Source organism: Pseudomonas sp. OA65, assembly GCF_017498305.1.
Classification (GTDB): Bacteria; Pseudomonadota; Gammaproteobacteria; order Pseudomonadales; family Pseudomonadaceae; genus Aquipseudomonas; species Aquipseudomonas zanjanensis.
The window spans coordinates 26,091-48,759 of record NZ_JAGDEZ010000044.1; the positions used below are offsets into that span (position 1 = coordinate 26,091).

The 22,669-nt window shown below is 55.2% G+C and carries 29 protein-coding genes, 1 tRNA gene and 2 pseudogenes; 16 read left to right on the forward strand and 16 right to left on the reverse strand.

Features of this window, described 5'->3' with window-relative positions:
• Positions 1 to 124: 124 nt before the first annotated feature.
• Entirely contained in the window at positions 125 to 1,408 is a 1,284-nt protein-coding gene (locus J3361_RS25085; RefSeq protein WP_207966806.1) for an FAD-binding oxidoreductase, read from the reverse strand.
• 183 nt (positions 1,409 to 1,591) lie between these two features.
• On the opposite strand from J3361_RS25085, the gene J3361_RS25090 reads away from it, so the two are divergent.
• The 3 genes from J3361_RS25090 to J3361_RS25100 all read left to right on the forward strand — a co-directional run bounded on the left by J3361_RS25090 (position 1,592) and on the right by J3361_RS25100 (position 3,107).
• Positions 1,592 to 1,668 (forward strand) — tRNA-Val (locus J3361_RS25090).
• 135 nt (positions 1,669 to 1,803) lie between these two features.
• The gene (locus J3361_RS25095; protein WP_207966807.1) at positions 1,804 to 2,127 is read left to right on the forward strand and encodes a DUF2388 domain-containing protein; all 324 of its coding nucleotides are present in this window, start codon (positions 1,804 to 1,806) and stop codon (positions 2,125 to 2,127) included.
• A 326-nt stretch (positions 2,128 to 2,453) separates the two neighbouring features.
• On the forward strand, positions 2,454 to 3,107 hold the full coding sequence (locus tag J3361_RS25100; RefSeq protein WP_207966808.1) for a hypothetical protein: 654 nt from the start codon (positions 2,454 to 2,456) through the stop codon (positions 3,105 to 3,107).
• Between the two features lie 261 nt (positions 3,108 to 3,368).
• Here J3361_RS25100 and J3361_RS25105 read toward each other — a convergent pair whose 3' ends face one another.
• The 4 genes and pseudogenes from J3361_RS25105 to J3361_RS29605 all read right to left on the reverse strand — a co-directional run.
• A complete protein-coding gene (locus J3361_RS25105; protein ID WP_207966809.1) occupies positions 3,369 to 4,292 on the reverse strand; it encodes a hypothetical protein in 924 nt (307 codons plus the stop codon).
• Positions 4,293 to 4,617: 325 nt separating this feature from the next.
• Positions 4,618 to 4,968: a type II toxin-antitoxin system RelE/ParE family toxin gene (locus tag J3361_RS25110; protein WP_207966810.1), complete on the reverse strand. Its 351-nt coding sequence runs from the start codon at positions 4,966 to 4,968 to the stop codon at positions 4,618 to 4,620.
• Positions 4,958 to 5,245: a type II toxin-antitoxin system Phd/YefM family antitoxin gene (locus J3361_RS25115; RefSeq protein WP_207966811.1), complete on the reverse strand. Its 288-nt coding sequence runs from the start codon at positions 5,243 to 5,245 to the stop codon at positions 4,958 to 4,960. The genes J3361_RS25110 and J3361_RS25115 overlap by 11 nt, the downstream gene beginning before the upstream one ends.
• A 594-nt stretch (positions 5,246 to 5,839) precedes the next feature.
• Positions 5,840 to 6,155: pseudogene (locus J3361_RS29605) on the reverse strand (DNA cytosine methyltransferase); the annotation flags it as partial.
• A gap of 454 nt (positions 6,156 to 6,609) precedes the next feature.
• Between J3361_RS29605 and J3361_RS25120 the strand changes: the two are divergent.
• Complete coding sequence (locus J3361_RS25120; RefSeq protein ID WP_207966812.1) at positions 6,610 to 7,845, forward strand: FYVE zinc finger domain-containing protein; 1,236 nt, start codon at positions 6,610 to 6,612, stop codon at positions 7,843 to 7,845.
• A 133-nt stretch (positions 7,846 to 7,978) separates the two neighbouring features.
• On the opposite strand, the gene J3361_RS25125 is transcribed toward J3361_RS25120, so the two are convergent.
• Complete coding sequence (locus J3361_RS25125; RefSeq protein ID WP_207966813.1) at positions 7,979 to 8,848, reverse strand: AraC family transcriptional regulator; 870 nt, start codon at positions 8,846 to 8,848, stop codon at positions 7,979 to 7,981.
• Positions 8,849 to 9,267: 419 nt separating this feature from the next.
• On the opposite strand from J3361_RS25125, the gene J3361_RS25130 reads away from it, so the two are divergent.
• Positions 9,268 to 9,540 carry a hypothetical protein gene (locus J3361_RS25130; protein WP_003203821.1) on the forward strand — a complete coding sequence of 91 codons (273 nt, stop codon included), beginning with the start codon at positions 9,268 to 9,270 and terminating at the stop codon, positions 9,538 to 9,540.
• Between the two features lie 261 nt (positions 9,541 to 9,801).
• On the opposite strand, the gene J3361_RS25135 is transcribed toward J3361_RS25130, so the two are convergent.
• Positions 9,802 to 10,326, reverse strand: a complete 525-nt coding sequence (locus J3361_RS25135) for a DUF2867 domain-containing protein (RefSeq protein ID WP_207966814.1) — start codon at positions 10,324 to 10,326, stop codon at positions 9,802 to 9,804.
• A gap of 24 nt (positions 10,327 to 10,350) precedes the next feature.
• On the reverse strand, positions 10,351 to 10,995 hold the full coding sequence (locus J3361_RS25140) for a DJ-1/PfpI family protein (protein WP_207966815.1): 645 nt from the start codon (positions 10,993 to 10,995) through the stop codon (positions 10,351 to 10,353).
• A 126-nt stretch (positions 10,996 to 11,121) separates the two neighbouring features.
• On the opposite strand from J3361_RS25140, the gene J3361_RS25145 reads away from it, so the two are divergent.
• From J3361_RS25145 to J3361_RS25165, 5 genes are all read left to right on the forward strand, one after another.
• Positions 11,122 to 11,691, forward strand: a complete 570-nt coding sequence (locus J3361_RS25145; protein WP_207966816.1) for a TetR/AcrR family transcriptional regulator — start codon at positions 11,122 to 11,124, stop codon at positions 11,689 to 11,691.
• Between the two features lie 103 nt (positions 11,692 to 11,794).
• Positions 11,795 to 12,544, forward strand: coding sequence for a hypothetical protein (locus J3361_RS25150; protein ID WP_207966817.1), 750 nt, complete (start codon positions 11,795 to 11,797; stop codon positions 12,542 to 12,544).
• Between the two features lie 201 nt (positions 12,545 to 12,745).
• Positions 12,746 to 13,291 (forward strand): DUF4410 domain-containing protein, encoded by a 546-nt coding sequence (locus J3361_RS25155; RefSeq protein WP_207966818.1) that lies wholly within the window; start codon positions 12,746 to 12,748, stop codon positions 13,289 to 13,291.
• A gap of 60 nt (positions 13,292 to 13,351) precedes the next feature.
• The gene (locus J3361_RS25160) at positions 13,352 to 13,570 is read left to right on the forward strand and encodes a hypothetical protein (RefSeq protein WP_207966819.1); all 219 of its coding nucleotides are present in this window, start codon (positions 13,352 to 13,354) and stop codon (positions 13,568 to 13,570) included.
• A gap of 117 nt (positions 13,571 to 13,687) precedes the next feature.
• Complete coding sequence (locus tag J3361_RS25165; RefSeq protein WP_207966820.1) at positions 13,688 to 13,888, forward strand: hypothetical protein; 201 nt, start codon at positions 13,688 to 13,690, stop codon at positions 13,886 to 13,888.
• Positions 13,889 to 14,021: 133 nt separating this feature from the next.
• On the opposite strand, the gene J3361_RS29610 is transcribed toward J3361_RS25165, so the two are convergent.
• Both J3361_RS29610 and J3361_RS25170 read right to left on the reverse strand, forming a co-directional pair.
• Complete coding sequence (locus J3361_RS29610; RefSeq protein WP_243459013.1) at positions 14,022 to 14,237, reverse strand: DUF6434 domain-containing protein; 216 nt, start codon at positions 14,235 to 14,237, stop codon at positions 14,022 to 14,024.
• A 38-nt stretch (positions 14,238 to 14,275) separates the two neighbouring features.
• Positions 14,276 to 15,124 carry an AraC family transcriptional regulator gene (locus J3361_RS25170; protein ID WP_207966821.1) on the reverse strand — a complete coding sequence of 283 codons (849 nt, stop codon included), beginning with the start codon at positions 15,122 to 15,124 and terminating at the stop codon, positions 14,276 to 14,278.
• 139 nt (positions 15,125 to 15,263) lie between these two features.
• Here J3361_RS25170 and J3361_RS25175 point away from each other — a divergent pair.
• Together J3361_RS25175 and J3361_RS25180 are read left to right on the forward strand one after the other, a co-directional pair.
• Positions 15,264 to 15,537: pseudogene (locus J3361_RS25175) on the forward strand (AAA family ATPase).
• Positions 15,538 to 15,677: 140 nt separating this feature from the next.
• Complete coding sequence (locus J3361_RS25180; RefSeq protein WP_053123419.1) at positions 15,678 to 15,890, forward strand: hypothetical protein; 213 nt, start codon at positions 15,678 to 15,680, stop codon at positions 15,888 to 15,890.
• A 151-nt stretch (positions 15,891 to 16,041) separates the two neighbouring features.
• Here the strand turns inward: J3361_RS25180 and J3361_RS25185 are convergent, their stop codons facing one another.
• The 3 genes from J3361_RS25185 to J3361_RS25195 all read right to left on the reverse strand — a co-directional run bounded on the left by J3361_RS25185 (position 16,042) and on the right by J3361_RS25195 (position 17,714).
• Complete coding sequence (locus J3361_RS25185; RefSeq protein WP_186730986.1) at positions 16,042 to 16,374, reverse strand: type II toxin-antitoxin system HicB family antitoxin; 333 nt, start codon at positions 16,372 to 16,374, stop codon at positions 16,042 to 16,044.
• A complete protein-coding gene (locus J3361_RS25190; RefSeq protein WP_347709643.1) occupies positions 16,371 to 16,634 on the reverse strand; it encodes a type II toxin-antitoxin system HicA family toxin in 264 nt (87 codons plus the stop codon). Before J3361_RS25190 ends, J3361_RS25185 begins: the two co-directional genes overlap by 4 nt.
• Positions 16,635 to 16,829: 195 nt before the next feature.
• Positions 16,830 to 17,714: a LysR substrate-binding domain-containing protein gene (locus J3361_RS25195; RefSeq protein WP_207966823.1), complete on the reverse strand. Its 885-nt coding sequence runs from the start codon at positions 17,712 to 17,714 to the stop codon at positions 16,830 to 16,832.
• Between the two features lie 106 nt (positions 17,715 to 17,820).
• Between J3361_RS25195 and J3361_RS25200 the strand changes: the two genes are divergently transcribed.
• Positions 17,821 to 18,270, forward strand: coding sequence for a PACE efflux transporter (locus tag J3361_RS25200; protein WP_207966824.1), 450 nt, complete (start codon positions 17,821 to 17,823; stop codon positions 18,268 to 18,270).
• A 159-nt stretch (positions 18,271 to 18,429) separates the two neighbouring features.
• Here J3361_RS25200 and J3361_RS25205 read toward each other — a convergent pair whose 3' ends face one another.
• Positions 18,430 to 18,858 carry a DUF2628 domain-containing protein gene (locus tag J3361_RS25205; RefSeq protein WP_207966825.1) on the reverse strand — a complete coding sequence of 143 codons (429 nt, stop codon included), beginning with the start codon at positions 18,856 to 18,858 and terminating at the stop codon, positions 18,430 to 18,432.
• Positions 18,859 to 19,162: 304 nt separating this feature from the next.
• Here J3361_RS25205 and J3361_RS25210 point away from each other — a divergent pair, with 304 nt between their 5' ends.
• Together J3361_RS25210 and J3361_RS25215 are read left to right on the forward strand one after the other, a co-directional pair.
• Positions 19,163 to 19,873 carry an AzlC family ABC transporter permease gene (locus J3361_RS25210; protein WP_207966826.1) on the forward strand — a complete coding sequence of 237 codons (711 nt, stop codon included), beginning with the start codon at positions 19,163 to 19,165 and terminating at the stop codon, positions 19,871 to 19,873.
• Entirely contained in the window at positions 19,870 to 20,178 is a 309-nt protein-coding gene (locus J3361_RS25215; protein ID WP_003203770.1) for an AzlD domain-containing protein, read from the forward strand. The genes J3361_RS25210 and J3361_RS25215 overlap by 4 nt, the downstream gene beginning before the upstream one ends.
• A 53-nt stretch (positions 20,179 to 20,231) precedes the next feature.
• Here the strand turns inward: J3361_RS25215 and J3361_RS25220 are convergent, their stop codons facing one another.
• The gene (locus J3361_RS25220; protein ID WP_207966827.1) at positions 20,232 to 20,438 is read right to left on the reverse strand and encodes a hypothetical protein; all 207 of its coding nucleotides are present in this window, start codon (positions 20,436 to 20,438) and stop codon (positions 20,232 to 20,234) included.
• Between the two features lie 223 nt (positions 20,439 to 20,661).
• Positions 20,662 to 21,873: an MFS transporter gene (locus J3361_RS25225; RefSeq protein ID WP_207966828.1), complete on the reverse strand. Its 1,212-nt coding sequence runs from the start codon at positions 21,871 to 21,873 to the stop codon at positions 20,662 to 20,664.
• A 128-nt stretch (positions 21,874 to 22,001) separates the two neighbouring features.
• On the opposite strand from J3361_RS25225, the gene J3361_RS25230 reads away from it, so the two are divergent.
• Positions 22,002 to 22,514, forward strand: coding sequence for an anti-virulence regulator CigR family protein (locus J3361_RS25230; protein ID WP_207966829.1), 513 nt, complete (start codon positions 22,002 to 22,004; stop codon positions 22,512 to 22,514).
• The last annotated feature ends 155 nt before the right edge of the window (positions 22,515 to 22,669 follow it).

Genomic DNA, 22,669 nt, shown 5'->3' on the forward strand with positions numbered 1-22,669 from the left:
TAGCAAAGACCCTGGTCGAAAGACCGGGGTTTTTTGTTTTCAGGATTTGAAAAATTGAAACAGGCCCCGTGGCGAGGAAGCTTGCTCCCGCTGGGCTGCAAAGCAGCCCTTCGGTGTTGAAGTCTCAGAACCCCAACCGATCCCGCAACCCATAATACCAAGCCCCCAACGCCGCAAACGGCGTACGCAACAACTGACCGCCGGGGAAGGGGTAGTGCGGCAGGTCCGCAAACGCATCAAAACGCTCAGCCTGCCCACGCAGCGCCTCGGCCAGGACCTTGCCCGCCAAGTGCGTATACGTCACGCCATGGCCGCTACAGCCCTGGGAATAATAGATGTTATCCCCCAGCCGCCCGACCTGCGGAAGACGCGACAGCGTCAGCAGGAAGTTTCCGGTCCAGGCGTAATCGATCTTCACATCTTTGAGTTGCGGGAACGCCTTGAGCATCTTCGGCCGAATGATCGCCTCGATGTTCGCCGGATCCCTCGCGCCATACACCACGCCGCCACCGAAGATCAGGCGCTTGTCACCCGTCAACCGGTAGTAATCGAGCAGGTAATTGCAGTCTTCGACGCAATAATCCTGCGGCAACAAGCTGCGAGCCAGCTCATCGCCCAACGGCTCAGTAGCGATCACCTGAGTACCGCAAGGCATCGACTTGGCCGCCAACTCCGGCACCAGATTGCCCAAGTAAGCATTGCCCGCCACGATAATGAACTTGGCCCTGACCTTGCCTTGTGGCGTATGCACAACCGGGCTCGCACCACGCTCGATGCGCACCGCGGGCGATTGCTCATAAATCACCCCGCCCAGCGACTCCACAGCCGCCGCTTCGCCCAAGGCCAGGTTGAGCGGATGAATGTGCCCGCCGCTCATATCGAGCATGCCGCCCACATACTCATCGCAAGCCACCACCTCGCGAATGCGCCGCTGATCCAGCAGTTCCAGCTGGGTATGACCGAAACGCTCCCACAATCGCTTCTGCGACTCCAGGTGGCCCATTTGTTTAGCGGTGAGGGCGGCGAACACACCGCCGTCCTTCAAATCACACTGAATCTGATATTTAGCCACCCGCTCACGAATGATCCGTCCGCCTTCGAACGCCATGTTGCCCAGCAACTGCGCCTGCTGCGGGCCGACGCTGCGCTCGATCACATCAATGTCGCGGCTATAGCTGTTGACGATCTGCCCACCGTTGCGACCCGAAGCGCCAAAGCCGACCTTGGCTGCCTCCAGCACGGTGACCTTGAAACCGTTTTCCAGCAAAAACAGCGCAGAAGACAACCCCGTATAACCCGCGCCGATGACGCACACATCAGTCTCGACGTCGTCCTGCAGAGCCGGGCGCGCCGGAACCGGGTTGGCCGATGCGGCGTAATAGGACGCTGGGTAGGATGTGTTCGTCATTCTGGAACCTCTGTTTTATATTTTTTACGAATGCGACGATCCTACCCGAGATAAAAATCGGCCGCCAGCCACCCCCGAATCTTCGTTGCGGCAGGGAAATTAAATATTTTGCATATTCATAGGGTTAGGTGAAAAAAAGGTGTTGACACCCCTCCGGAATTCCGTAGAATGCCGCCTCACAGCAGGCACGTAGCTCAGTTGGTTAGAGCACCACCTTGACATGGTGGGGGTCGTTGGTTCGAGTCCAATCGCGCCTACCAAACAAAATCCGCTCTGCTGGGCGGTCTAGAAGGGCTCACCGAAAGGTGGGCCTTTTTTTGTTGTGTGGCGTTTGAAAGAGTTTTTGAAAACAGCCACCGATATCAACCCTTTGATCGCAATGGAAGTATCAAAGTATGGGTTCATGGAAGACGTTGGCAATCGCGATCACGGTCTCGATCAGCGCTCAAGCTGATGCGGAAGATCGGGGCTCGTATCAAAACTCGATGATGATGATAACGATGGCTCCAACCTTCCTCCTTTCGGGGACGACGGGGCTTTCTGCGCTGGCTGCGAAAAACTTCAAGCCTGCCAAGGCCGATGCGCTTGCGTTCATTGGCTCAGATGGCGAAATTCGCGGCGCTCAGTTTGAGCAGGCCGTACGTTATTACCGTACGACATACAGGCCGGCGCTGATGACGGACCAGCAGTTGGCCTTGGCGATCGTAACTTCGTATTGAGTCGGGACTTTCGCATCTCTTTGAAGGCACGACTGGAAAACCGGGACATGGAAAATGGGGCAGACCCTGAGGGATCCCAAGGGAAAAGGGGACAGATTTATTTTTACTTCGCTGCGCTGAGAATTTTCATCGAATGGATTTGCTTGGATCAACTGACAGCGGGCTAGAAAATAAATCTGTCCCTTCTCTCGTTACTACTTTTTAAAGTTCTAGAATGAGGGGGAAATTGAGTGCGGCGAGGACCTGATTGGGTAGTTTGGTGTGTCAGTTTTGGACTGTTTATAGCAGGAGGTATTTTTTTTAAAATTACCCCTGGCAAAATAAGTATGACCGATTTTGTGGGAATAGTTTCTGCTATAGGAACATTTGCTGCGGCGGTAGCAGCTTGGCAAAGTGCAAAAATTTCGAAGGACGCAGCAATTCAAAGCCGCAGTGCGACTAGATTTAACGAGTTGACCTCCCACAAGAAACACTTCGATGAGCTCCTTCAGCAGGTTGAGCGTGATTTGGGGGTTGTTTTCTATAATGGTGCAAAGCTCTATGATGATATTTTTCCCAATAATAGAGATTTAACTAAGTCATTCTCAATTATAGGTACTGGAGAGTGCTTGCATTCTTGGGAGAGTACTTATGTTGCTTTGGGTAATTTTTCTCATGGGGGCTATAAAAAATCAATAGGGATTCATCGGTGGGTAATAGCTGCTATGCGGTTGTCAGGTAGCATGCAGATGCGTAATTTAAAAAGCGATTGTCAGCAAATATATTTGGACGGTTTTACTCCTACGGGTTTTGATGAGGAGCATCCTGCCAAATATATGATTAAAGTCTGTGATGTTTTGAATAGAATTTATCAATTCAGCTTTGTTGATATCTCTGTAAGTGTATTTCCGACTTCAAGTGTTTTCGAAGAAGCATTTAAAGAGTATTTTTTATCCATCGTGAGTGGGGATGCAAATCATCAGTTTCGCGGGCCTCGATAAATTTTAGATGCCACGTACTGTTTCAACAGCGAAAAAGGGGGCAGTTTATTTTTTGCTTCGTTGCGCTGCGGGCTTCCATCGAATGGATTTGCTTGGATCAATTAGCTGCTGGTTAGAAAATAAATCCATCCACCTTTCCCCACCGGTGAAATATATCGCCCCGGCGATTCGGATGGATTAAGTGTCCGATCGGGGACAGATCACGGTGATGAGAAGGGCTGATTATAAAATAACTCAATCGTGGTCCGTCCCTAGTTTCACTTACTGAGCTTCGAGACCAGGAATAGAAAGTGGGACAGGAGTATCAGTTGCCGGCGCAACGGGCGGAGCTAAAGAATGGGGCTGATTGCCAGGTTGGCCTTTGACCTGGGGCAAGGCATAGGCGGTTACGAATAAGTTTCGGCGCTCATTTAGTGCAAGTATCTGTTTGCTAAGAGTAGACTTCTCTGCGGATGAAAAGCTCAGGCTTGAGTCGTTGAGTAAGTTTTTTATTCTATTTATTTCATTGTCAATTGAGAGGATTGCCGCGCTGTTATCAATAGTGCTAGCTGGGGCTGCTTCTGCCTTGTTTACTAAACCTACGAGAGCGAATGGAATGGAACAGAGGTTGTGGTAGGCAATTGCGTCGACTATTGCTAAAGGGTATGGGTAGGCACTAATATCATCTTGCTGGCGCGTAGCAATTTTTGCGTATAGATCCTTTCTTGTTTGAAGGATTTCTTTGGTGATAGCGGGCATTAAGATGCCCTGGTACATCTCTTGATTAATCGAGTTGTTGGTGGAACTGAGGACGGCGGCTGCACCTGCAAGGTTCTGACCTGCTCTGCCTGCCACGATGGCAGCAGCAGTTGAGGCGATAGTTGTCATTGTGCCGAAGCTTATATTTCTTGCGGCGCGCTGGTTGTGGATACTCTCAACAAAGTAGTTGCAATTTACTTCTGATTTGGCAAGGAGTTTAGATTGCTCAAAGTTTCTGATTTTTCTTTGCTCATTCTCCGATCTGGTTGAATCCTCTCCCTTCTTAAGCAGGTCTTCAATGCTGGTAGGGGCCGTGGATTCGGGGGTTATTAATCTGGATGAATAGCCTTGATTGGCAAGGTTTTGTTGCTTGAAGGCTTCAAAAAAATTCTCAGTCGTGGTGCAGCCGCTCAACAGCGTCGCTGAAAGCAGTAGTACGGCTCGCATAATTGCTTCCTTTCGGCGAGGGGACAGGGTTTCCATTACTTATAGCGTACTAATGGCACAATGCAAGCAGTGCTCATTTTTGACATCCGATGCCACTCTCGATCTACCGCGTGCTTGGCAGGGAACACGAGGATAGACCACGACTATGAGACGGGTCGATTACAAGGGACCTCAAAATTGTGGTCTGTCCCCAGTCTCATGATGGCTCTGGACGACTGAATAGGTTAGCCGGCCAACGGTGAGGTTCTCAGCGCAACCAAGCGAACGAAGCCCTGTTCAAGGCACGTACCCGCGCATTGCGGGAAAAGGGGGAAAGGGGACAGATTTATTTTTTGCTGCCCTGAGGGCTTCCATCGAATGGATTCGCTTGGATCAGCTGGCAGCGAGCTAGAAAATAAATCTGTTCCCTTTTCCCTCTGCTTCGTTCCCGCTTGCCGACGGCCAGCACCAGGATGACAATCCGTCCATCCTCAACGCGGTACACGAGTCGGTAACCGGCGCCGCGCAATTTGATCTTGTAGCAGTCCTTCATGCCGTGAAGCGCATCTCCTGGCACTCGTGGCCCGGCCTGCCGTTCTTGGAGCTTTCGCAAAAACTGGAGGCGGATGGTGCCGTCGAGTTTGCGCAGTTCCTTCAGCGCTCTCGGATCCCACTCGACTCCGTACTCAACGGCCATTGGCGATATCTGCCTCGGCCTCGCTGATGAGATCGTCGAGGGATACTCGAACGGGTGTTTCGTTGGCGTCGAGCCGTGCCTTGACCAAGTGAACCAGTTCCAGTTCGTCCAAGCGCTCAACCATCGCCTCGTACACGTTGGCAGGGACCATATAGCCCATAACGCGGTTGTGATTCAGCACGGCCACGGGCAAGCCGTTGGCACCGCTCAGGACGGCAGAGGGGTTCTTCTTGAGTTCGGATACGCTGACGGCCACATCGGCCAGGATATTCTGCATAGATAAGACTCCGATTTAGGTCGTTATTCTGGTCTTTTGGTGCTGTGTAGGCAAGCGTTCAGCGTTCCAATCCCTCGTTCTAAGGTTGGATGGAGCTTGACTGCGCCGGACGTTTTTGTTTTGGGAGAAAGGGGGGCGCGGAAAGCGGGGGACAGACCACGATTATGAGATTGGCCGATTATAGACGGACCAAAATTGTGGCCTGTCCCCCTCGCTTCCTGTCCCCGGTTTCACTAAGTGGTGGGCGGCAAGCTTGGTTCACCGAGCCCAAGAGCGTTACCGGCGTTGGCGGGAACCTTCTCCTGGTTCCGCATCAACCCGAGGTGGTGTCGAGTCCGATCGTAAGAAGCACAGCAGTGTGATGAGCAGGATGAAGCGAAAAATGAAGCGGGATAGCTTGGACATTGTCGACACCTGAAGTTGAAGTCGACTCCTATTGTCTATATCCGCTCTCGCTGTTCCACTCAACTCGGTGCAATTACGCTGTGCTAGCTTTTGACGGCCAACAATCGAAGAAGCGAGGACAGACCACAACTATGGGGAGGCTGAGTACAGGTGAGCTCTAATCGTGGTCTGTCCCTAATTCAGTCCCTAATTCATGCAGTCGGGCGACATGGAACCGGCCAACGGCGTTGCCGCCGCACTCGGTATCAGGGTCGCCATCGAAAACATCCGTGGTGAAGTGCACCGCGCCCGGGTGGTTCACGGTGTGCATGCTTATCGCCTGCAGGCTGTGGGTCTTCGCGACGTTTTACCGTGCGTCCCAGGCCCATTTCCAGCCGGTACCGGCACCGCCGCAGAAGAAGTCGACAACGATCTCATCGTCCTGAGGATTGAGGCCGAGTCCGTATTGGGAAATCGAAGGGGGAAAGGGGACAGATTTATTTTTTGCTGCCCTGAGAGTTTTCATCGAATGGATTCGCTTGGATCAACTGGCAGCCGGCTAGAAAATAATCTGTCCCCTTTTCCAAGGCCCCTCACTGCGCGAGCGAGCAGGGGGGCGGTACCGTGGCTCTCCTTTCAGAAGAAAAACGGCGACTGGCCACGATTATTAGATGGGCCGATTACAAGTGAGCTCAAATCGGGGCCGTCCCCGGCTTTTATTCGCCGGTTGGCGTGATTCGATTTTGTGGGCTATTCCTTGGTGTTCCGACATTGGGTCAGTTCAAGGCGCGAGTCATGAGCAATCAAGCGCAAGCTGATGTCTTGGAACGCTTGCTCTCGATCAGCAAATCGAGCGAAGTGATCATTGCGGCATACGAGACTCTCGAGAATGCCCAGGCCATCACTGATGGCTAGCGCAGCCACGTGTTGCTAAGCGGCCAAGCGATCCACCCGCCAATTTCTTCTCTCAAGGACGAGCCATGTTAACGGTCAACGAGATCCTTGTTTTCGACTGCACCGATGAGGGCGTGGAGCAACTGCTGCGGGAGAGAAAGATCCGGCCTTTCCGCAGCAAACAACTCAAGACGACATTCTGGAGCACGCAGGTGGCGCCACGGCTCGCCGCCAACGAATCGGCGCTGCTCCTGCCAACGTTCAACGATTGGGTAGCAGCACCCATTGCGAGCGGCAATGCCCGCGGGCAATTCGTCTCCGTGTCTTCGAACAGTCCGTTCGCGCCTGCCGGGCGCCTGGACGGTGCACCTACCGGTCTGGCATTGCAAAGCACGCAGGAAAAAATATTCACGTCGATCGACGCGCTGATCATCGCGCTACGAGGGCATGTTGCAGCCACGGATAACAGGCAAAAAGAAGAGCGCCTGGCGCTCGATGTCCTCGCCAACGTCAAGATGTTCGAACGTTATGTGCTGGACCGATTGATAGGGAATATCCAGCGGGCTATCACCAACAGAGAACGCAACTGCCCTGAGGGCGAGTCGTACTACGGCCCTGGCGCCACACTGGATTGGACCCGGGACATTGTCGTCGCCCTCGCAAATGAGCTGCCGCTGACCCGGCTGTATAAAAAGGTCGCCGCTATCCACGACTTCTGCCGCTGCAACAGGTTTGAGACGCCAAATCGAGGCACTACCCGAGGTATGCGTATCGGCAACGAGAAATACAGCCTTGCGGAGGACAACCTCTGGATCGCCAACCAGCGCAGCCTGAACAACTCCATCTGGGCAGGTAAATCCGGCTCGGCGATGGATATGGTTTACGCCGCCACGCAAATGGGTATCGAGGACGATGATAGCCTTGCCGCGCTGGCGTTCTGTATTGTCGCCTTCTTTCATTTCATGCCGACCAGCCAGAGTTCGACCCACACCTACCACGAAGTCATGACCGGCGCGACGAGCGTGCATAAAGGAATCGAAACGTTCTACAAGGCTGCGGAAGTTCCCGGCGGGCAGGACGTGTTTCGCCAGTTGCAAAGCCGCCCCAGCCTCTGGAAACCAGACGACAGCGTCCAACGCTGCCCCGGCTGCAATACTGCCTTTGGCGTCTTTACCCGTAAGCACCACTGTCGAGCGTGCGGCGGCATCTTTTGTGATAACTGCAGCAAAGAGACGAAGGTGGTACCAATGCCGGCTATCCGGCCGGGCAAAGCGCCCGAGACAGGGAATCTGCGCGTCTGTAAATCCTGTGCTATTGGCTGATTGCCGCCGGAAAACGGGGCAGACCACGATCTGATGATGAGTAAACTCAACGTCATGGGCTGTCACTGGCTCGCTGGCCTGTCTGAACGGACATTCATCGACGTCAGTTCAGGATCGAAAACTGCTTGCTCCGCTACTGCAGCGGAACATACACATCAGTTTGCCAGTGATCCTGCGGTGTCTCGGGATAGATGCTCAGGTAATGGAAGAACAGCGGCTGGTCACGAAGTTCCTCTCCACTGGCAGGAAGCCAGTCGCGGTAAATCGGATAGATCGTTTCGCCGATGTGATCCGGTGACCCCTCATGTCGCACCACGACACAGCGACCGCCGGGAATGACGATTTCGCGAACGCCGAACTCATTCGGCGCCACGGCCTCGTGAATCTCGCCGCAGATTGCGAAGCGGAATGCTTGCGCAGGTGTCGTATCGGGGTTGCCATAGGGAATGCCAAAGCTGCGACTCGACGCCACCGGCGACTGTCCGCTCTGCTTACGCCACTCGATGAACTTGCGCACGCTCTCATTGACGAGCCCGGCGGGTCCGCAGTGCTCAAATGCAGCGACCCTGACTTCAGGGAATTGCACGATTCGTATTTGCATGATGATAGTCCTGGAAAAATGAGGGATTGCGAACACCGCATTCCAGACCTGCCAATTCGGCTCTTTCCTGAACGCACTCGGCGTCATACCGAACGCCCGCCTGAACGCCCTGCAAAATGCCTCCGGACTTTCGAAGCCGGCACCGAGTGCGGCCTCCAGTACCGAGTGATCAGCGACGGCGGCTAGGCGATGCGCCGCGCGTCGTAATCGCATCAGTTGCACATAACGTGAAACAGGCACGCCTACGAACGCGGTGAATTGTCGATGGAAGTGAAATGCCGAAAAGTTCGCCACATGGCTCAACGTATTCACCGACAAATCACTTTCGAGATTCTCGTTAATGTAGGCGAGGACGGCGTTGAAGCGTTTTGTGTAAGCGAAGTTGGTCGACATGTCAGACACTGGGAAAAGGCTCCTGGAAGTACGGTCGGCAATAGAGTCGACTATAGCGACGTGAACGCGCCTAGCCGCGTTTGCTCAAGGTACGTTTTGGGTTGGCACATGCGATCTCTTCCAAGGTGATATGAAGATCGGGGCATTTCAGGTGAGCACATCTGGCCGTTCTCTGCTGGTGCTCACTACCTCGCGTGCTTCCGTCTCCTTTCCCCTACGTCCCTTCGCTGTGACTTATGAGGGCTCTAACGAGCACCGCGAGAGGCATTGACGCAAATTCCTACACAAACCTCGGAAACCAGCGCATTGCAGCATCTGGATAGGCAACTTATTGTCTCTACATCGCCCAGATGGCGATTCGGGTTTGGCGACTCGATTGAATGAAGCGCAGAAGCTCCTGCTCCTTATCAATTGAAGAGGTACTGCTCATGACCCGATACATGCCCATCACCGGCATCGACTGCATCCCCGCAACCCTGCTTATCGACACCGAAGCGCCTCTGGACGTCCTTTTCGAAACCGCCGATTACCGCATCCGCACGGTGACCCAAGTCTTGGAAAATATCGCGTTTCGCTCGGACATCAGCTCAGACACGGTGGTGCTGACTGATTTTTGTAAATTGCTGACCACGTCATTGCGCGATGGCTGTGATGTCATGGATGTGATTGGAAGACGATTGCGGGCGCAGGCGGCGGAGTAATGAAGACGGGCGACCTATAAGCCGCCCGTTCATAAGAGGAGAGCGGGGGACAGACTACGATTAAGAGACGGTCCGTGGTTTGTCCCCGGTGCTTCAACAAGCGAGGGTGGCTTTATCGCCGAGTGGGAGCTTGCTCCCTTTCGGCGGCGCAGCCGTCGTAAACCGGTTGATGCGGTTTGTCTGTAAAACGGCGCCATCCCTTTTTGGGGCGGCTTCGCCACCCAGCGGGAGCAAGCTCCCTCGCCACGGGGGTGTCGCGCCTCAGGCAGCCAAAGGCCAACCAATGCGCGCTGCACGGCGCAGGCTCGCCTTAACAACCAAACGATGAAACGGGGCAATCACGAAGATGTAGGCCCGGCCCAGACGGTTGTGGCACTGCACCACGGTTGAAAAAACCAGTTGGCGACTGCCTTCTGGCTCTGCCTCTTCAGAACATAGGATTGATATCCGGAAGTCGAGGTGCTTGTCGTCCTCTCCCAACACGATTTCAGTCTGGTTCGTGCTGTAGACCTTGAAGATTTGAATCCGATGAGCAAGTGTCGCCAGATGTCTGGCTGTCTTGAGACCAAAACAGGCAACGACAGTGTCTCGGACTTTCATGAGCCATCCGATCCAGGCTGGCTGGTGGGAAAGGATGAACCGTGCGAGCAAGTCTGGGTCGCTGGACGCGCCCGCAGGGAGCTGAATCGCAAAAGCGTCCGCCAGGTTCGTCGACTTGTAGAGGTGGGTGACGCCGGACCTCGCGGGGACCGGCACGGACTTGATGAGCTCAAATTCTCGGGGCATCGGGGATCTCTTCCTGAGTGCTAACTACCAATTAGATGACATGCCATGTCGCGTTTCTTGCTGGGAGGCGGTAACTTCTCCTTGTCGGATACTGAGCCCGATCAGCACATCATACAGCGCCTGCTGCCCAGCGGGCAGGACAGGGAGCAACGTCGCGCGGCGCTTGTCGGCATCGAACCACGATTCAACCAACCATCCCACCAGATAGAGCGCCGAAAGGCATCCGCCAGCGGTTGCAACGTTGCCTTGGCATACAAGAGGCTGGTCCATGGGTTCAAGTCCCAGCGCTTGCAAGCTTGATCGTGCATCGGGGTGTGTCGTTGCTCGGCCGCTGAGCAGCCCAAGACGTTGAAGGATGAAAGCGCCGGCGCAGATGGAGCCGATTCGCTGGTGTCTGGGGTCAAGTTCAAACGACGGCAGGAAATCCGGGGAGGCCAGTGCGGCGGGTATTCCTTCCTTGCCGCTGGCGAACAATACCGCGTCGGCACTATTGGCCTCGGAAAGCGGACCGTGTACCGAAACAGGCAGCCCGTGGGCCGATCGTACGACAGGGCTGGAACCTAATATTCGGACGTGCCAGTCCTCGGTGTTGCGGCCTAAGATGTCCCACATCAGGAATAGGTCGATATCGGTGAATTGGTCGAAAGCAACCAGAACGATTTTCTTCAAGGCGAGCTCCATGAAAAGTGCTGGCGTGCAAAACGCTACGGCCATCTTTGCTGGTGTTCGCAGGGTATCTATCGGTTGCGCGCCATACACAGTCTGTATGGCGCTAAATAGGGAGCGAAATAACAAATGGAAAAGCTAACGCGTCACCATTGGATCGCGGCTGGTTTCGAGGCCCTAGACCAGACAGGACATATTGGCGTATCCGCCGAGAGTCTATCGCGCCGCTTGAATGTGACCCGCGGATCGTTCTATCACCATTTCCGCAATCGCGAAGATTTTGTCCGCACCTTGTTGGCCGCTTGGGAAGAAGACTACACGGAGCGCATGCTCGCTTTTGCGGCGCAGGGTCGTAGCGCGGGCGAAATCTTGAAACGCTACTTGAGTATTGCCGCTGCGAAGCAACCTGGGCGGGAAGTTTCCATCCGAGCCTGGTCCCTGCACGATCCGTTGGTAGGCGAGTTTCAGCAGCGTGTTGACACACGACGGTTGGACTTCGCGGTACGGACGTGCCGCCGCTTGGCCCATAGGCCAGGCGAAGCAGAAGTGATGGGGCAGGTGGCCCACCTGTGCCTGATTGGGGGGCAACAGGCAGGGCTGCGGCGTGATGCCGCTCGCTTCAACCGTTTCGTGCATCGAGCCTTTTCACTTTTCGAAGGGGCTCTTCCACCGTGGCGGCTTAGGCATGAGAAGAAATGAGCATGGGGAGTCCTGACCTGATAGCGTTGTGGACGGGTCATGGGTGGGGGCCGCGAATGGCCAAACCCTGTGTTCCGATGTCTATTCGGGATGAGGACCGTTAATGCCGTACAACTACACGAACGGCCGGTACTTGGTCTTCAAAGGCCGGGGCAGCGATGGGGCGCCCTTGGGCCGGCTTCATGAGGACGGAATAGTTCGAAATCTTCAGGGTGAGCCGCTGTATTACGTAAACACGGACGAACATGCGTTCGTTTCGGTCGATTTTATCTTTCAAGGCGGTATACAAAAATGTAGCGGCACGTTTTATGTGCTCGGCGACACAGTTCTTTTCACATTTTCCGAGATGACGGTTAAGCCACAGGGAAACGAGACCGAGGAGGAGGCGCTTCACAGGGAATTCAAAAAAAGGGCGTTAAGTTTGGCAGGGCAGATCGTCCTGGCGAAGAATGAGATGGTGCAGGCACGCTTGGATATGGCTTGGTCCAATTTAAATCTTTTCCACCGTTTTCGTGCCTTCTTGACGAGCCGAGCCCGTAGGGAGCGAACATCACCAGGGTGGCGTTACAGCGGGCTCGACAGTGATCATGAGCTCAAATCGAATGTCTCTTCATCGTCACTCGCAACAATGATCTTGTGGGTTGCGGATGCAAGGAAAACGCAGGCAGACCACGATTATGAGGTGGTCCGATTACATGTGAACTCAAGTCGCGGTCTGCCCCCAGCTTTCTGGTTTCCGCCGATTGCGGTGGGTTCTATAGCGACACTTGCGGGAAGTCCTCGTCGTAGCTCGCGCTGGAAAAGCATCCAGTCAATCTATACTCCGCGTTTTACCCGGACACTTGCCAATTGATTGGGACTTACATGAAAAAGGTATTTTGGCCGCAGATTAATGTACGCAATCGTGGGCTGTCCCAGTTGTTCTGACTCTCACCCTTGGCTCGTAGCCGCGAAGCAATGGTGCTAAATTCTGCGCGTCCAGCGTGTGGGCCCATCTGGCTCGGCGGGGATATTCAACGCCTCTCTCAACCGATTTTGTGGATATGGAAATTCAATGAACACACCTAAGCTTTCGATTGCGCTGTCCTGTGCTGTTGCAGTTTTGATGTTGAGCGGGTGCGCTGCCTCTGTAAAAAGCGGCGGGACTGAAACGCTGGTCATTCAGGAGTCAGCCAAGCAGAACCTGGTCGTAAACTTTGAGGGAAATAGCAAGGTTCAACAAAACGAGGACTGGCCTCGCTTGAAGCGGGAGTGGAATGACGCTCTGCAAGTCGAAGCGACTCGCGCCGGGTACAGGCTTACAGAGGCTCAGGCATCAAGCCAGGCGGGCAAGGACGGTGTTGGTATCAAGATCAACGTGACCAATTTTCGTTACCTGACCCCAGGCGCTCGTTACGGAGCAGGGGTCATGGTGGGGAATGCGTGGGTCAATTCCAGTGCAGATTACTCGGACTTGAAATCGGGTCTTCTGATTGGAACTCGCACCTATGACACCTCCTCGTCGGCTTGGGAAGGTGTCATGTCGGCCATGACCCAAGAGCAGGTACAGGCTATTTCTCAGAAAATCATAAGTGATATCAAGAGCGCAAAAGCCAAGTAATGCGCTCCTGGTAAACCGGCGTCATGAGTGAACGAAAAAAGCGGTTGCGGAAGGGCACGGATGAGTCAATGGAAAACACAGGGATTCTGGAGCAGGGCGTGGTTTTTTGCGCTGTTGCTATTTATCGTAGGGTTTACCACTGACTCCGATGCGACCTGGTTGGGCGACGGCTCATCCAAGCCCAAGCGGGTCTTCAGCCCTGGCTTCATCGCGTTCTGCGCATTGGTGGCTGTGTTTGAGCTGATGGTGCTGAATCACTTCTATGGTGCGAGTAGATGAGGTGAAGGTTAAGGATTGAGGGGAGCGGGGCAGGCCACGATGATGAGACGGGCTGATTACAGATGAGCTTGAAATCGTGGCCTGTCCACAGTTCCCATGCCCGAGGACGATTAATCAATGCCCAAGAAACTTCAGGAAAGCAAAACAGCGACGGCTGCTGATATTGAGCGCTCTATCCAGGCATTGAACAAAATGGCTGAACGCCTCTGGGGTGATGGTCGGGAGGCAGAGGCGAAGGCCCTGCTCGATGCCTTGGATGCTTTAAACAGGGCGCTCGACAGGATCAGGATTGGGGAGAGCCGCAGGGTTCTTCATTAATGCTTGAAGGGAAATGGGCCGGCTCAAAAACGGGGCGATTACACGAGGCAAAATTGGTCTGTCCCGGTTCCACACCGGTTCCACAGGACTACGGCATCGTGGCCTGTCTCCGGTTTTAGTCATGCCCGCTCGTTCAATGACCGTCGCGATTGCGCCGCAGCCACTCGTCAACGACCTCTCCAAGCGTCTTCGGGACCCCATCCCGTATCCAGGCCATAAAGCCTCTATCAAATTTAAACTTCACGCCGCAGTGCTCCACCATGAATCGGCGGACGTTCTGTGTGTTTCGGTAGTGCTTGCAAACTGGCGTATCTCTTGTGAGTTGATCACTGTGCCAATTAAAACTCATGGGAGAGGGCTCCATGCTGAGTGGTCTGATTCATGAGTTCATGGCATGGGAGGCTTGACGTCTGCAAGCGGTATCCATACGTCCACGTAACCCGTTCCTCGGGAGGGTTCGAAATCCGGGCTGTACTGTTCGAACTCAGGCGCATCGGCGAGCTCGTATTCGGATTCAGGCAACCAGTGATTGAAAATGGTGAAGAACGTCTGATGGATAGTCGAGACATGGCCTTGGTGTCGAAACACGCCATAGTTTTGCTGCGGCACCTTGAAAGAGCGAAAAGCCGGAGGAAGACCATCGATGCAGGACACCTCCGTGCCGGCAATGTACTCAAAACTACCGTCCAGTCCAGGGTTACAGCACAAGCCATAGCTCCAGTTGTTTACCTGATCGGGTACTTGCCCCAAGTAGGGGGAGAACGCTTGCCACAAACCGACGATGCCTTCGTTCTTGTCGAAGGTAAAACGATCCCCCAGACCCGCGATGATAAAGTCCGCCCTGGTTTCAAAGCGGGGTTCAGAGAGTGTTGTGAGCTTCCTTTCTTTCATACGTAATGGCTCCACCAGCGAGAGATATTCATCCTCGTGCCCGCGCACCTGCTTTGGCGTGACGCCAAACAGATCGCAGAAGGCGCGCGTAAAAGCTTCATGGGAGCCGTAGCCTGCATCCAGTGCTACCTGCAGGATATCCGGCGCACCTCGACGCAAGGCCAGTGCTGCTTGGCTCAAACGCCGCGCACGGATGTAACGCATCACCGACCAGCCCGTCGACAGTGCAAACAAACGGGCCAATGCAAAGGGGGACAGGTTGCAATGGCGCGCGACACGTCCCAGATCGAGTGGGGATCCCAGCTCCAACTCGATGTACCACAGGGCCCTTTCGATATTCAGCATGACGGTCTCCATGAATGCTGAAGCGACGTTATCAAATGCAAGGGCGCAATATTTGATCGTTCTTGCGGTTTCTGCTTTCTGCTGCCGTATAACGGGCTGCCGCCTACACTGGGTTCACTCACTCATCGAAGGACATGGAATGCTCATCGTCTTCAGCGGCCTTCCCGGTACCGGAAAAACGACGATCGCCAATGATCTTGCAGCTACAACAGGTGCCGTGTACCTGCGGACATCAGCGCCGGGTAGAAACAAGGAAAGGTGACATTCCCGGGCTGACGCCACCTACCTGGCAATCTGTACTGGATCATGAATTTGAGCCATGGGACGAAGCTCCGTTTTGCATAGACACAGCCATGGCCTCTGCGGCGCAGGCGGTCTCGATGATCATCAAGCGATTTCTGTCCAGGGAGTAGGATTGGGACCGGTAGAAGGTTGGCTTCGAAATGAATTGACCGGCGGTCCGACCGTTTGGAATTACCGCCGCCGGGGGAACTCCATTCATCGAGGAATATGTATTCCTCAATGGCGGTGAACACCGCCCGAGGCAAATGGAATGACGTCGTTCGAAGAATTCAGGGCCACATCCCATGAGCTTCTCAAAGAGCTGGATGCCGCGACGATTAAGATGATGATGTTGGTTTCTGCGAAAGAGGTATCCGGTCCTTTTTGGGAAGATGCCGCCCAACGGCATCATGACGCTGTAGATGCCTGGCATTCCTTTCTCAATATCCCTACGGATTTCGCGGCGAGTCCGCCTCTTCCCTGAGGGCGAGGAAAGAAGGGGCGCGAGTCGCGCTCCGCTGTTCTTCTGCGCTGAAGGCGCTACAGGGATCCGTTATGCTCGGACGGCCACAGATTCAGAAGATGAATTTTCCTTCTTGGCCTGGGGTGGGCTGGCAGGAACATCCGGTTTATCGTCAGGCGTGTGCTGCGCGCTCAAACACCTCGTCGGCCCATTGGTTCAGGCTCTTGCCAGCAGCTTGGGCGGCAATGGTCGCGGCAGCATGCACTTCAGGACGAATGCGCAGCATCACCTTTCCAGAGGCAGGCTTCTCGGGGCTTACCCCTTGTTCGGCACAGTCCGCCAAATAATCCTCGATAGCACTAGCAAGTTCGGCGCGCAGTTCTGTCACTGAGGCGGCGTGAAAGCTGATGATGTCACGTACTCCCAGAACTCGACCGACGAAGATGTCGTCACGCTCATCAAACTCAACACGGGCTGTGTAGCCCTTATAGGTCATGCTGTTCATAGTTCAACTCCTGCCCGCTGGAGAAATTCTCGAGCTTCTTCTACCTGATACTTCTTGGCTTCCTTTCCAGGATGCGGCCGATGGCAGCGCCACTGGGTCTCTCGTAACATGAGCTTGACCCGCGATCCTTGGCGCTCCAGTATTTGGCCGCCCAAATGAACGACTAAGGCCTCAATGTCAGCAAACACTACTGCCGCGCTGGTTGGCGTGCGGTAGATCGCTTCTAGGATTTTCCGGTGCCTGTTCTTCATTTCGCTCATGCTATCAAAAAAAGATAGCAGGATCCTATCAGTACAAATCCACCAAGGCTTGGACCAGAGACGAGATTTTCATTTCTGCCTTTTTCTAAAGGAACAAATCTGTCCATACCCTACGCTCTGATGCGGCTTCCTATGCAGGGATCCAAAAAGCCGCTCTTTAATCGGACAGCAAACGATCTTTCATGCTGATCCAATTCAACCAATACTCCACCCCAATAACCACTCACTAAAAGCCCTCACCTCCACCTGCCGCTCCCGCCCCGGCACGCACACCACCGTATACCGCGCGCCCGCCAAACGAACCTCAGGCCGGTAATCAACCAGCTCCCCCCGCGCAACCGCGTCGGCAACCAGCACATTGCTGGCGAGCACCAGCCCATGCCCGGCGATCGCCGCTTGCAGGGCGTGCTGTTCCTCGTCATAACGCCGAAAACGTGCCTTTTCCAGCCAGCCCAGGGTGCCGGCCTTGGAGCACCATGCCGGCCAATCGACCGCCACCTTGGCGCTGCTCAGCCATGGCACGTCGATCAGTTCAACAGGCGAGCCTGCTGCGGGTGGTTGCCAGCCGGGGCGGCAATACACACCAAAATACTCATCCAGCAAAGGCCGTTCGAACAGTTGTGGATCCGGCGTGAACAGGGCGCGGATCGCCAGGTCGATGCTGGCGTCACGTCGCAGGTCCACTACGTCGTTGCTGCTGTGCAGGCTGACGTCGATCTCCGGATGCAACCGATGGAAATCCCCGAGCCGAGGGATCAGCCACAGGCTGGCGAACGCCGGTGTTGTGCTCACCACCAGGGATTGCGCGGCACACGAGGGCGACAGTATGTGCAGGCCCTGCTGGATATCGAGCAGGGCGCGGTGAATGTAAGGGAGAAGGCGTTCGCCGTCGGTGCTCAGGCGTACGTTTTGGCTAGAGCGCTCGAACAGGTGCACACCCAGGAAGGCTTCAAGGCTTTTAACTTGATGGGAGATCGCCGCCGGGCTGACGTTAAGTTCCTGGGCCGCCGCCTTGAAGCTGCCCAGCCGTGCGGCGGACTCGAAGCCGCGCAGGGCGGTGAGGGGCAGTTTGGCGAACATGGGCGGGTAGGTTACTCAGGTTGAGCGTGGCTCAATTTAGCTCAATTGTGCGCGGGGGCTCAACTTGCGAGGCTGTGGTCTTCCAACCTAGCCAAGGAGCCCAGCGATGCAAGGCACACCCCGTAAAATCCTCCAGGCCATCCTCTATGAAGCTGGTGGTGTGCTGTTCGTCGCCCCGGCGCTGGCGCTGACCTACGAACAAGGGATGGGCTATTCAACCCTGCTGTCGCTGGTGATTTCCGCCGTCGCGCTGGCCTGGAATATGCTTTTCAACGGCCTGTTCGAGGGGTGGGAGCGTCGCCAGCCCAGCCGCCATCGCAATTGGCAGCGACGGTTGTTGCATTCCCTGGGATTTGAAGGCGGCTTGACGTTGATCCTCACGCCGGTGATTAGCGCATGGTTGGGCATCAGTCTGTGGCTGGCGCTAGTGACCAACCTGGGGTTGTTCGTGTTTTTCTTTTTTTACGCGTTGGTTTTTCAATGGGTGTTTGATCGAATGTTTGATGTTCCGCTTTCGGCGCAGGCCGATCAGGGTTCTGTATCCAACGCCCGTTGAGAGGAGGATGGATTGGAAAAACAGTAACGTTCAATCCCCGACCAGATTGTTGGCGACTACCTTGAAATGTTTGGATTGTTCCGAGAAATTTAACGCTCAGAAACAACAAGCCCGCACACTCATGATGAGGTGCGGGCTCTTGATGACCCAAGCCTGCAATCAGAGGCGCATGCCTTTGAACGGGTTCCAGCCTTGCTCGCCTTTCACTTCCTTGAGGTAGTAGGCGTAGTTGGCCATCAGTGCGTACATCATCGACAGGGCGATGCTCAGGCCTGTACTCAACGGTCGGGGAAACTCCATTCCGATGATTGCGAAAATTACGCTCAATGCGATATTGATCGCCAGGAAAATACCCAGCAGGGCAAGGTTCTTCTTCCAGAGGCCCAGGACGAACAGGTAGATAGGGCCGAAGAAAAACGAGATCACGTTGGCGTTGATGAGGATTTTCTTCTTGACGCCAGGTAGCGTCTTGACGGCTTCCTTGTAGCGCGGGTCACTTGGCGCACCGTAGTTGTCAAAGAAATCAAAGCGTTCCTGCCACTTGGCGCTGTATTTACCCGTGCTTTGTACTTGTTCAGTTGTGCTCATTTTCAAGGCTCCTGTTTTCCATAAATAATTTTCTTTCTTCCAAGAAATCCTGCGCTCTGATTTCAGAGCATTGGCTGCTTTGGTTTTTGTCGACGAACGCGCGTGAATCTTCTGAGGCGTTTATTTTGCCGCTTTATGGCTGGAGGTGTGGAACATTCCGCACTGGCCGCTTGTGCGGTCGCCTGGTCTGTGACGGGCTTCACTCTATTGATTCGCTGGACTGCCCGGTAAAAAGTTTTTCGGCATACAGAATCAGCCTCATACTCCCAGTTTTACACCGTGGATAACCAGAAGAGGCGATGTTTTGTCGAGCGATCAACCCCATCTGCATAAGCTAACGCTGAAGCACATTTACGACGGTTTCAAGCAACTGATCCCCATTTCTCTTTTTGTCGTCGTGTTCGGCGTTGCTTTCGGCCTGGCGGCTGCGCAAACGGGCTTGAGCGATACGTCAGCCGTGCTCATGAGCACGCTGGTTTTTGCTGGCGCTTCTCAATTTGCCGCGTTGGATCTGTGGGGGCAGCAAGTGCCGGTCGTGCCGCTGATGATCACCGTCTTCGCGATCAACGCCAGGCACTTGTTGATGGGCGCCACGCTTTATCCATGGTTGCGGGAGATGCCCGTTGCCAAACGCTACGGTGTCATGCTGGTTGTTTCGGACGCCAACTGGGCCATGGCGATGCAGGCGTTCAGCCGGGGCAAGCCAGGACTGGGGATTTTATTCGGCGGCGGCATTGCGCTCTGGGTCGCCTGGATCCTGGGCAGTTGGCTGGGGCTGCATTTTGGCAGCGCCATCGACAATCCGGTCACTTTCGGGCTCGATATGGTGATGGGCTGTTTCTTGTTGGCGATGGTCGTCGGCGGGAAGAAGAACCTGCGCATGTTCATCATCTGGACGGTGGCGGCTTGCTCATCGCTGTTGGCCTATTGGTATTTGCCGGCTAACAGTCATGTCGTGGTAGGTGCTTTGGCGGGGGGCATTCTGGGTGCGCTGTGGATGGAGAAAAAACAATGAGTATTGAAACGGCGGGTTACGGCACCCTGGTTGTCATATTGATAATGGCCGCAGTGACATTGGCGACTCGGTGGGGCGGTGTTTTCGTGATGTCGTTCGTGCCGATCAATTATCGGGTGCAGCAGTTCATCACGGCCATGTCCGGCTCGGTGTTGGTGGCGGTGCTGGCTCCGCTGGCGGTTAAAGGTGATAACGGTGCGCGCCTGGCTTTGCTGACCACGGCAATCGTCATGCTGACACTGAAAAAACCGCTACCGGCGATTGCGGCCGGCATACTTGCAGCGGCTCTAGCCAGACAATTTTGAACGGCCGAGTCGCCCGCTTTCAAACGGGCGACGGAGCCTCATCAACACCCGGGTCAAAAGCTCAGCGCAGCCGCATCCCCGAACGCGTGATCCTGTACACCTGTCATAAAGTGCAGCGACATCTCTCGGGGCGCCTCGATGGGCGGAATTTCAAAACTTCCTACCACTTGTCCCTGAAGCGCACTCAACCGCATCGACTCTTCTTCCTTTAACTTTGCCATTCTCGCGTGGTTCGCTGCGATTTCGTTGAGAGTTGACACGGTACATCTCCGTTTGCTGACCAAGCATTGATTAATTTGCCGCCGCGTCAGAATTATGTCGTTCTTGGCTGCTGAGACAGGCCAGTGCAAACCCTGAGCCAGACATGGCCGCCTGTAGATTTCAACATTTAACAGGTGACGAATGGTGGGGTAGAGGCGCATCGACGCTGGCAACGTTGCAACCATGCCTCAAGAATAAGTCACTGATAATACAAACCGAGGGTCAATCTGCATCGGTGCGGTAGACGCTTGTCCCCTGTGTTGATCGCCTGTTCATCACGACCACACCGACTCCGATCAGGCTGGTGACCACCGCCAGCAGCAGAATCACTTCCTGCGTCCCAACAGGCGCCGCCAACACCGCGACGAGCAAGCCCGCGAACGGTTGCGACAGGTTGTTGAGCAGCGTAATCACGCCGACGGTCTTGCCAAAGTCCTGTGGGGGAATGACCTGCTGACGGATGCTGCGCATGTACACGTTGAACATCTTGTCAAAGCCGACGATCAGCAGGAAACCGACGACGTAGCCCCAGAGGGTCGGGCTGAGCGCGGTGATGAAAGCGCCGACGGCAATCAGCGTGTAGGAGAGGGCGCCGAGAAGTTTCAAGGGCAAGGTGACCCGGGCCAGGAGAAACAGGATGACGATGGTGGTCACGGCACCGGCCGCCTGCAACCCGGCGTAATCATCTTTTCCGGCGCCATAATGGCCGATGACCATGGCTGCCGACGTGGCGAGGGTGACGCCGATGATCAGGTTGACGCCCACCGCCAGGCTGATGACTTTTTTCAGTTCCGCCAGGTTGCAAATGTGGCCCAGGGCAATGCGCAGCGGGTTCAACCAGAGGTCATGGTGTTGCTCGAAGGACTCAAGGGTGACCGAGCTGGTGCGCTGCCAGTACAACATGGCCAGGTCTGCCAGCAGGAACAGCCCGGCGATCGCCAGCACCACCCAGTGCCACGCCCACACTTCAAGCAGCAGCGCAGCGATCAGCGGGCCCAGTACCAGGCCGGTCTGGTCGGCGATTTGCGAATAGGACAGCGTCTTGGTGTAGGTGTAGTGCTTGAAGATGTAAGGCATCACCACTTCGCGGGCCATGATGCCTTGGGTGGTCAGCACGCCACAGAGGGCCGATAGCGCCACGATCCAATAGACACCGCCGAAGACGCCATAGAGTACGACCGCGACGCCACAGGCGGCGGCGCGATAGACCTGGCTGATGTGCAGGATGCGAATCGGCGGGAACTTGTCGCACAGCGCGCCGCAGATCGGGAACGCCAGGTAACGTGGCAAGGATTCGACAAAGAAGGCCAGGCCCGCCCAGGAGACGCTGTTGGTGGTCTGGAAAACAATCAACGGGACGATGAACAGCAAGATCTGGTCGGCCAATCGCGAGAGGAACATCGAGACGAAAAAAGCCAGGTAATCCTTGCGCATGGAGCTCCTTGATTGCGATGTTCAGGTGTTATCCGTCCAAGCAAGCGACGCGCAGCGTGATATGGAACTAATATCACCGTTAGTCTCTATATCTTTACAGGGGATGTCCCTTTTTCGAGAGAACTGCCATGTTCAAATCGCGCTCGTTGATTGCTGCTGTTACCTGTTTCGCCTTGGCGGCGGGCCCAGGCATTGTTGTCGCGGACCCGGGAAACGGCAAGGGAAACGCTCAATTTGATCAAGGGCCCGGTCAAGGGCAAGGAGGCAAGGGCGGGCAGGGCAACAAGGGGGGACAAGGCAACTCCGGTAACAAGGGCAACCAAGGCGGCAAAGGAAACCAAGGCGGTGGCGGCGGCGATTGGCATAACGGCCCGAGCATCGACCGTGGCGGCATCCTGGGTGTGATTGGCGGTTATCGCGATTATTGGAGCCCCGGCCCGGCATTGCCGCCGGGCATCCAGAAAAACCTGGCCCGAGGCAAGCCGTTGCCACCCGGCATTGCCAAGAAGCTTGATGGCCGGCTGCTGGGACGCTTGCCGCACTATGACGGTTATGAATGGCAGCAGGTCGGCACGGACCTGATCCTGGTGGCGATCGCCACTGGCATCATCTATGAAGTGCTCAATGGCGCGTTCGATTGACCCGGTGCTTCGACGAGATGGCAGCCACTTCGGCGTGATGCCCGTCAGTCAAGTGGATACCACCGGTAAACACACAAACTGTGGCGAGGGAGCTTGCTCCCGCTGGGGCGCGAAGCGGCCCTGTTTTTGGGCTGCTGCGCAGCCCAGCGGGGATA

What these genes read in the sequence shown, in the direction of transcription:
- J3361_RS25165 (WP_207966820.1), top strand. Translation starts at nt 13,688, where the DNA reads ATGCCCAAGAAACTTCAGGAAAGCAAAACAGCGACGGCTGCTGATATT.
- J3361_RS25095 (WP_207966807.1), top strand. Translation starts at nt 1,804, where the DNA reads ATGGGTTCATGGAAGACGTTGGCAATCGCGATCACGGTCTCGATCAGC.
- J3361_RS25190 (WP_347709643.1), bottom strand. Translation starts at nt 16,634, where the DNA reads ATGAGCGAAATGAAGAACAGGCACCGGAAAATCCTAGAAGCGATCTAC.
- J3361_RS25135 (WP_207966814.1), bottom strand. Translation starts at nt 10,326, where the DNA reads ATGCCCCGAGAATTTGAGCTCATCAAGTCCGTGCCGGTCCCCGCGAGG.
- J3361_RS25150 (WP_207966817.1), top strand. Translation starts at nt 11,795, where the DNA reads ATGCCGTACAACTACACGAACGGCCGGTACTTGGTCTTCAAAGGCCGG.
- J3361_RS25120 (WP_207966812.1), top strand. Translation starts at nt 6,610, where the DNA reads ATGTTAACGGTCAACGAGATCCTTGTTTTCGACTGCACCGATGAGGGC.
- J3361_RS25110 (WP_207966810.1), bottom strand. Translation starts at nt 4,968, where the DNA reads ATGGCCGTTGAGTACGGAGTCGAGTGGGATCCGAGAGCGCTGAAGGAA.
- J3361_RS25180 (WP_053123419.1), top strand. Translation starts at nt 15,678, where the DNA reads ATGACGTCGTTCGAAGAATTCAGGGCCACATCCCATGAGCTTCTCAAA.
- J3361_RS25085 (WP_207966806.1), bottom strand. Translation starts at nt 1,408, where the DNA reads ATGACGAACACATCCTACCCAGCGTCCTATTACGCCGCATCGGCCAAC.
- J3361_RS25130 (WP_003203821.1), top strand. Translation starts at nt 9,268, where the DNA reads ATGACCCGATACATGCCCATCACCGGCATCGACTGCATCCCCGCAACC.
- J3361_RS25225 (WP_207966828.1), bottom strand. Translation starts at nt 21,873, where the DNA reads ATGCGCAAGGATTACCTGGCTTTTTTCGTCTCGATGTTCCTCTCGCGA.
- J3361_RS25215 (WP_003203770.1), top strand. Translation starts at nt 19,870, where the DNA reads ATGAGTATTGAAACGGCGGGTTACGGCACCCTGGTTGTCATATTGATA.
- J3361_RS25115 (WP_207966811.1), bottom strand. Translation starts at nt 5,245, where the DNA reads ATGCAGAATATCCTGGCCGATGTGGCCGTCAGCGTATCCGAACTCAAG.
- J3361_RS25155 (WP_207966818.1), top strand. Translation starts at nt 12,746, where the DNA reads ATGAACACACCTAAGCTTTCGATTGCGCTGTCCTGTGCTGTTGCAGTT.
- J3361_RS25195 (WP_207966823.1), bottom strand. Translation starts at nt 17,714, where the DNA reads ATGTTCGCCAAACTGCCCCTCACCGCCCTGCGCGGCTTCGAGTCCGCC.
- J3361_RS25160 (WP_207966819.1), top strand. Translation starts at nt 13,352, where the DNA reads ATGAGTCAATGGAAAACACAGGGATTCTGGAGCAGGGCGTGGTTTTTT.
- J3361_RS25105 (WP_207966809.1), bottom strand. Translation starts at nt 4,292, where the DNA reads ATGCGAGCCGTACTACTGCTTTCAGCGACGCTGTTGAGCGGCTGCACC.
- J3361_RS25230 (WP_207966829.1), top strand. Translation starts at nt 22,002, where the DNA reads ATGTTCAAATCGCGCTCGTTGATTGCTGCTGTTACCTGTTTCGCCTTG.
- J3361_RS25145 (WP_207966816.1), top strand. Translation starts at nt 11,122, where the DNA reads ATGGAAAAGCTAACGCGTCACCATTGGATCGCGGCTGGTTTCGAGGCC.
- J3361_RS25205 (WP_207966825.1), bottom strand. Translation starts at nt 18,858, where the DNA reads ATGAGCACAACTGAACAAGTACAAAGCACGGGTAAATACAGCGCCAAG.
- J3361_RS29610 (WP_243459013.1), bottom strand. Translation starts at nt 14,237, where the DNA reads ATGAGTTTTAATTGGCACAGTGATCAACTCACAAGAGATACGCCAGTT.
- J3361_RS25100 (WP_207966808.1), top strand. Translation starts at nt 2,454, where the DNA reads ATGACCGATTTTGTGGGAATAGTTTCTGCTATAGGAACATTTGCTGCG.
- J3361_RS25185 (WP_186730986.1), bottom strand. Translation starts at nt 16,374, where the DNA reads ATGAACAGCATGACCTATAAGGGCTACACAGCCCGTGTTGAGTTTGAT.
- J3361_RS25170 (WP_207966821.1), bottom strand. Translation starts at nt 15,124, where the DNA reads ATGCTGAATATCGAAAGGGCCCTGTGGTACATCGAGTTGGAGCTGGGA.
- J3361_RS25200 (WP_207966824.1), top strand. Translation starts at nt 17,821, where the DNA reads ATGCAAGGCACACCCCGTAAAATCCTCCAGGCCATCCTCTATGAAGCT.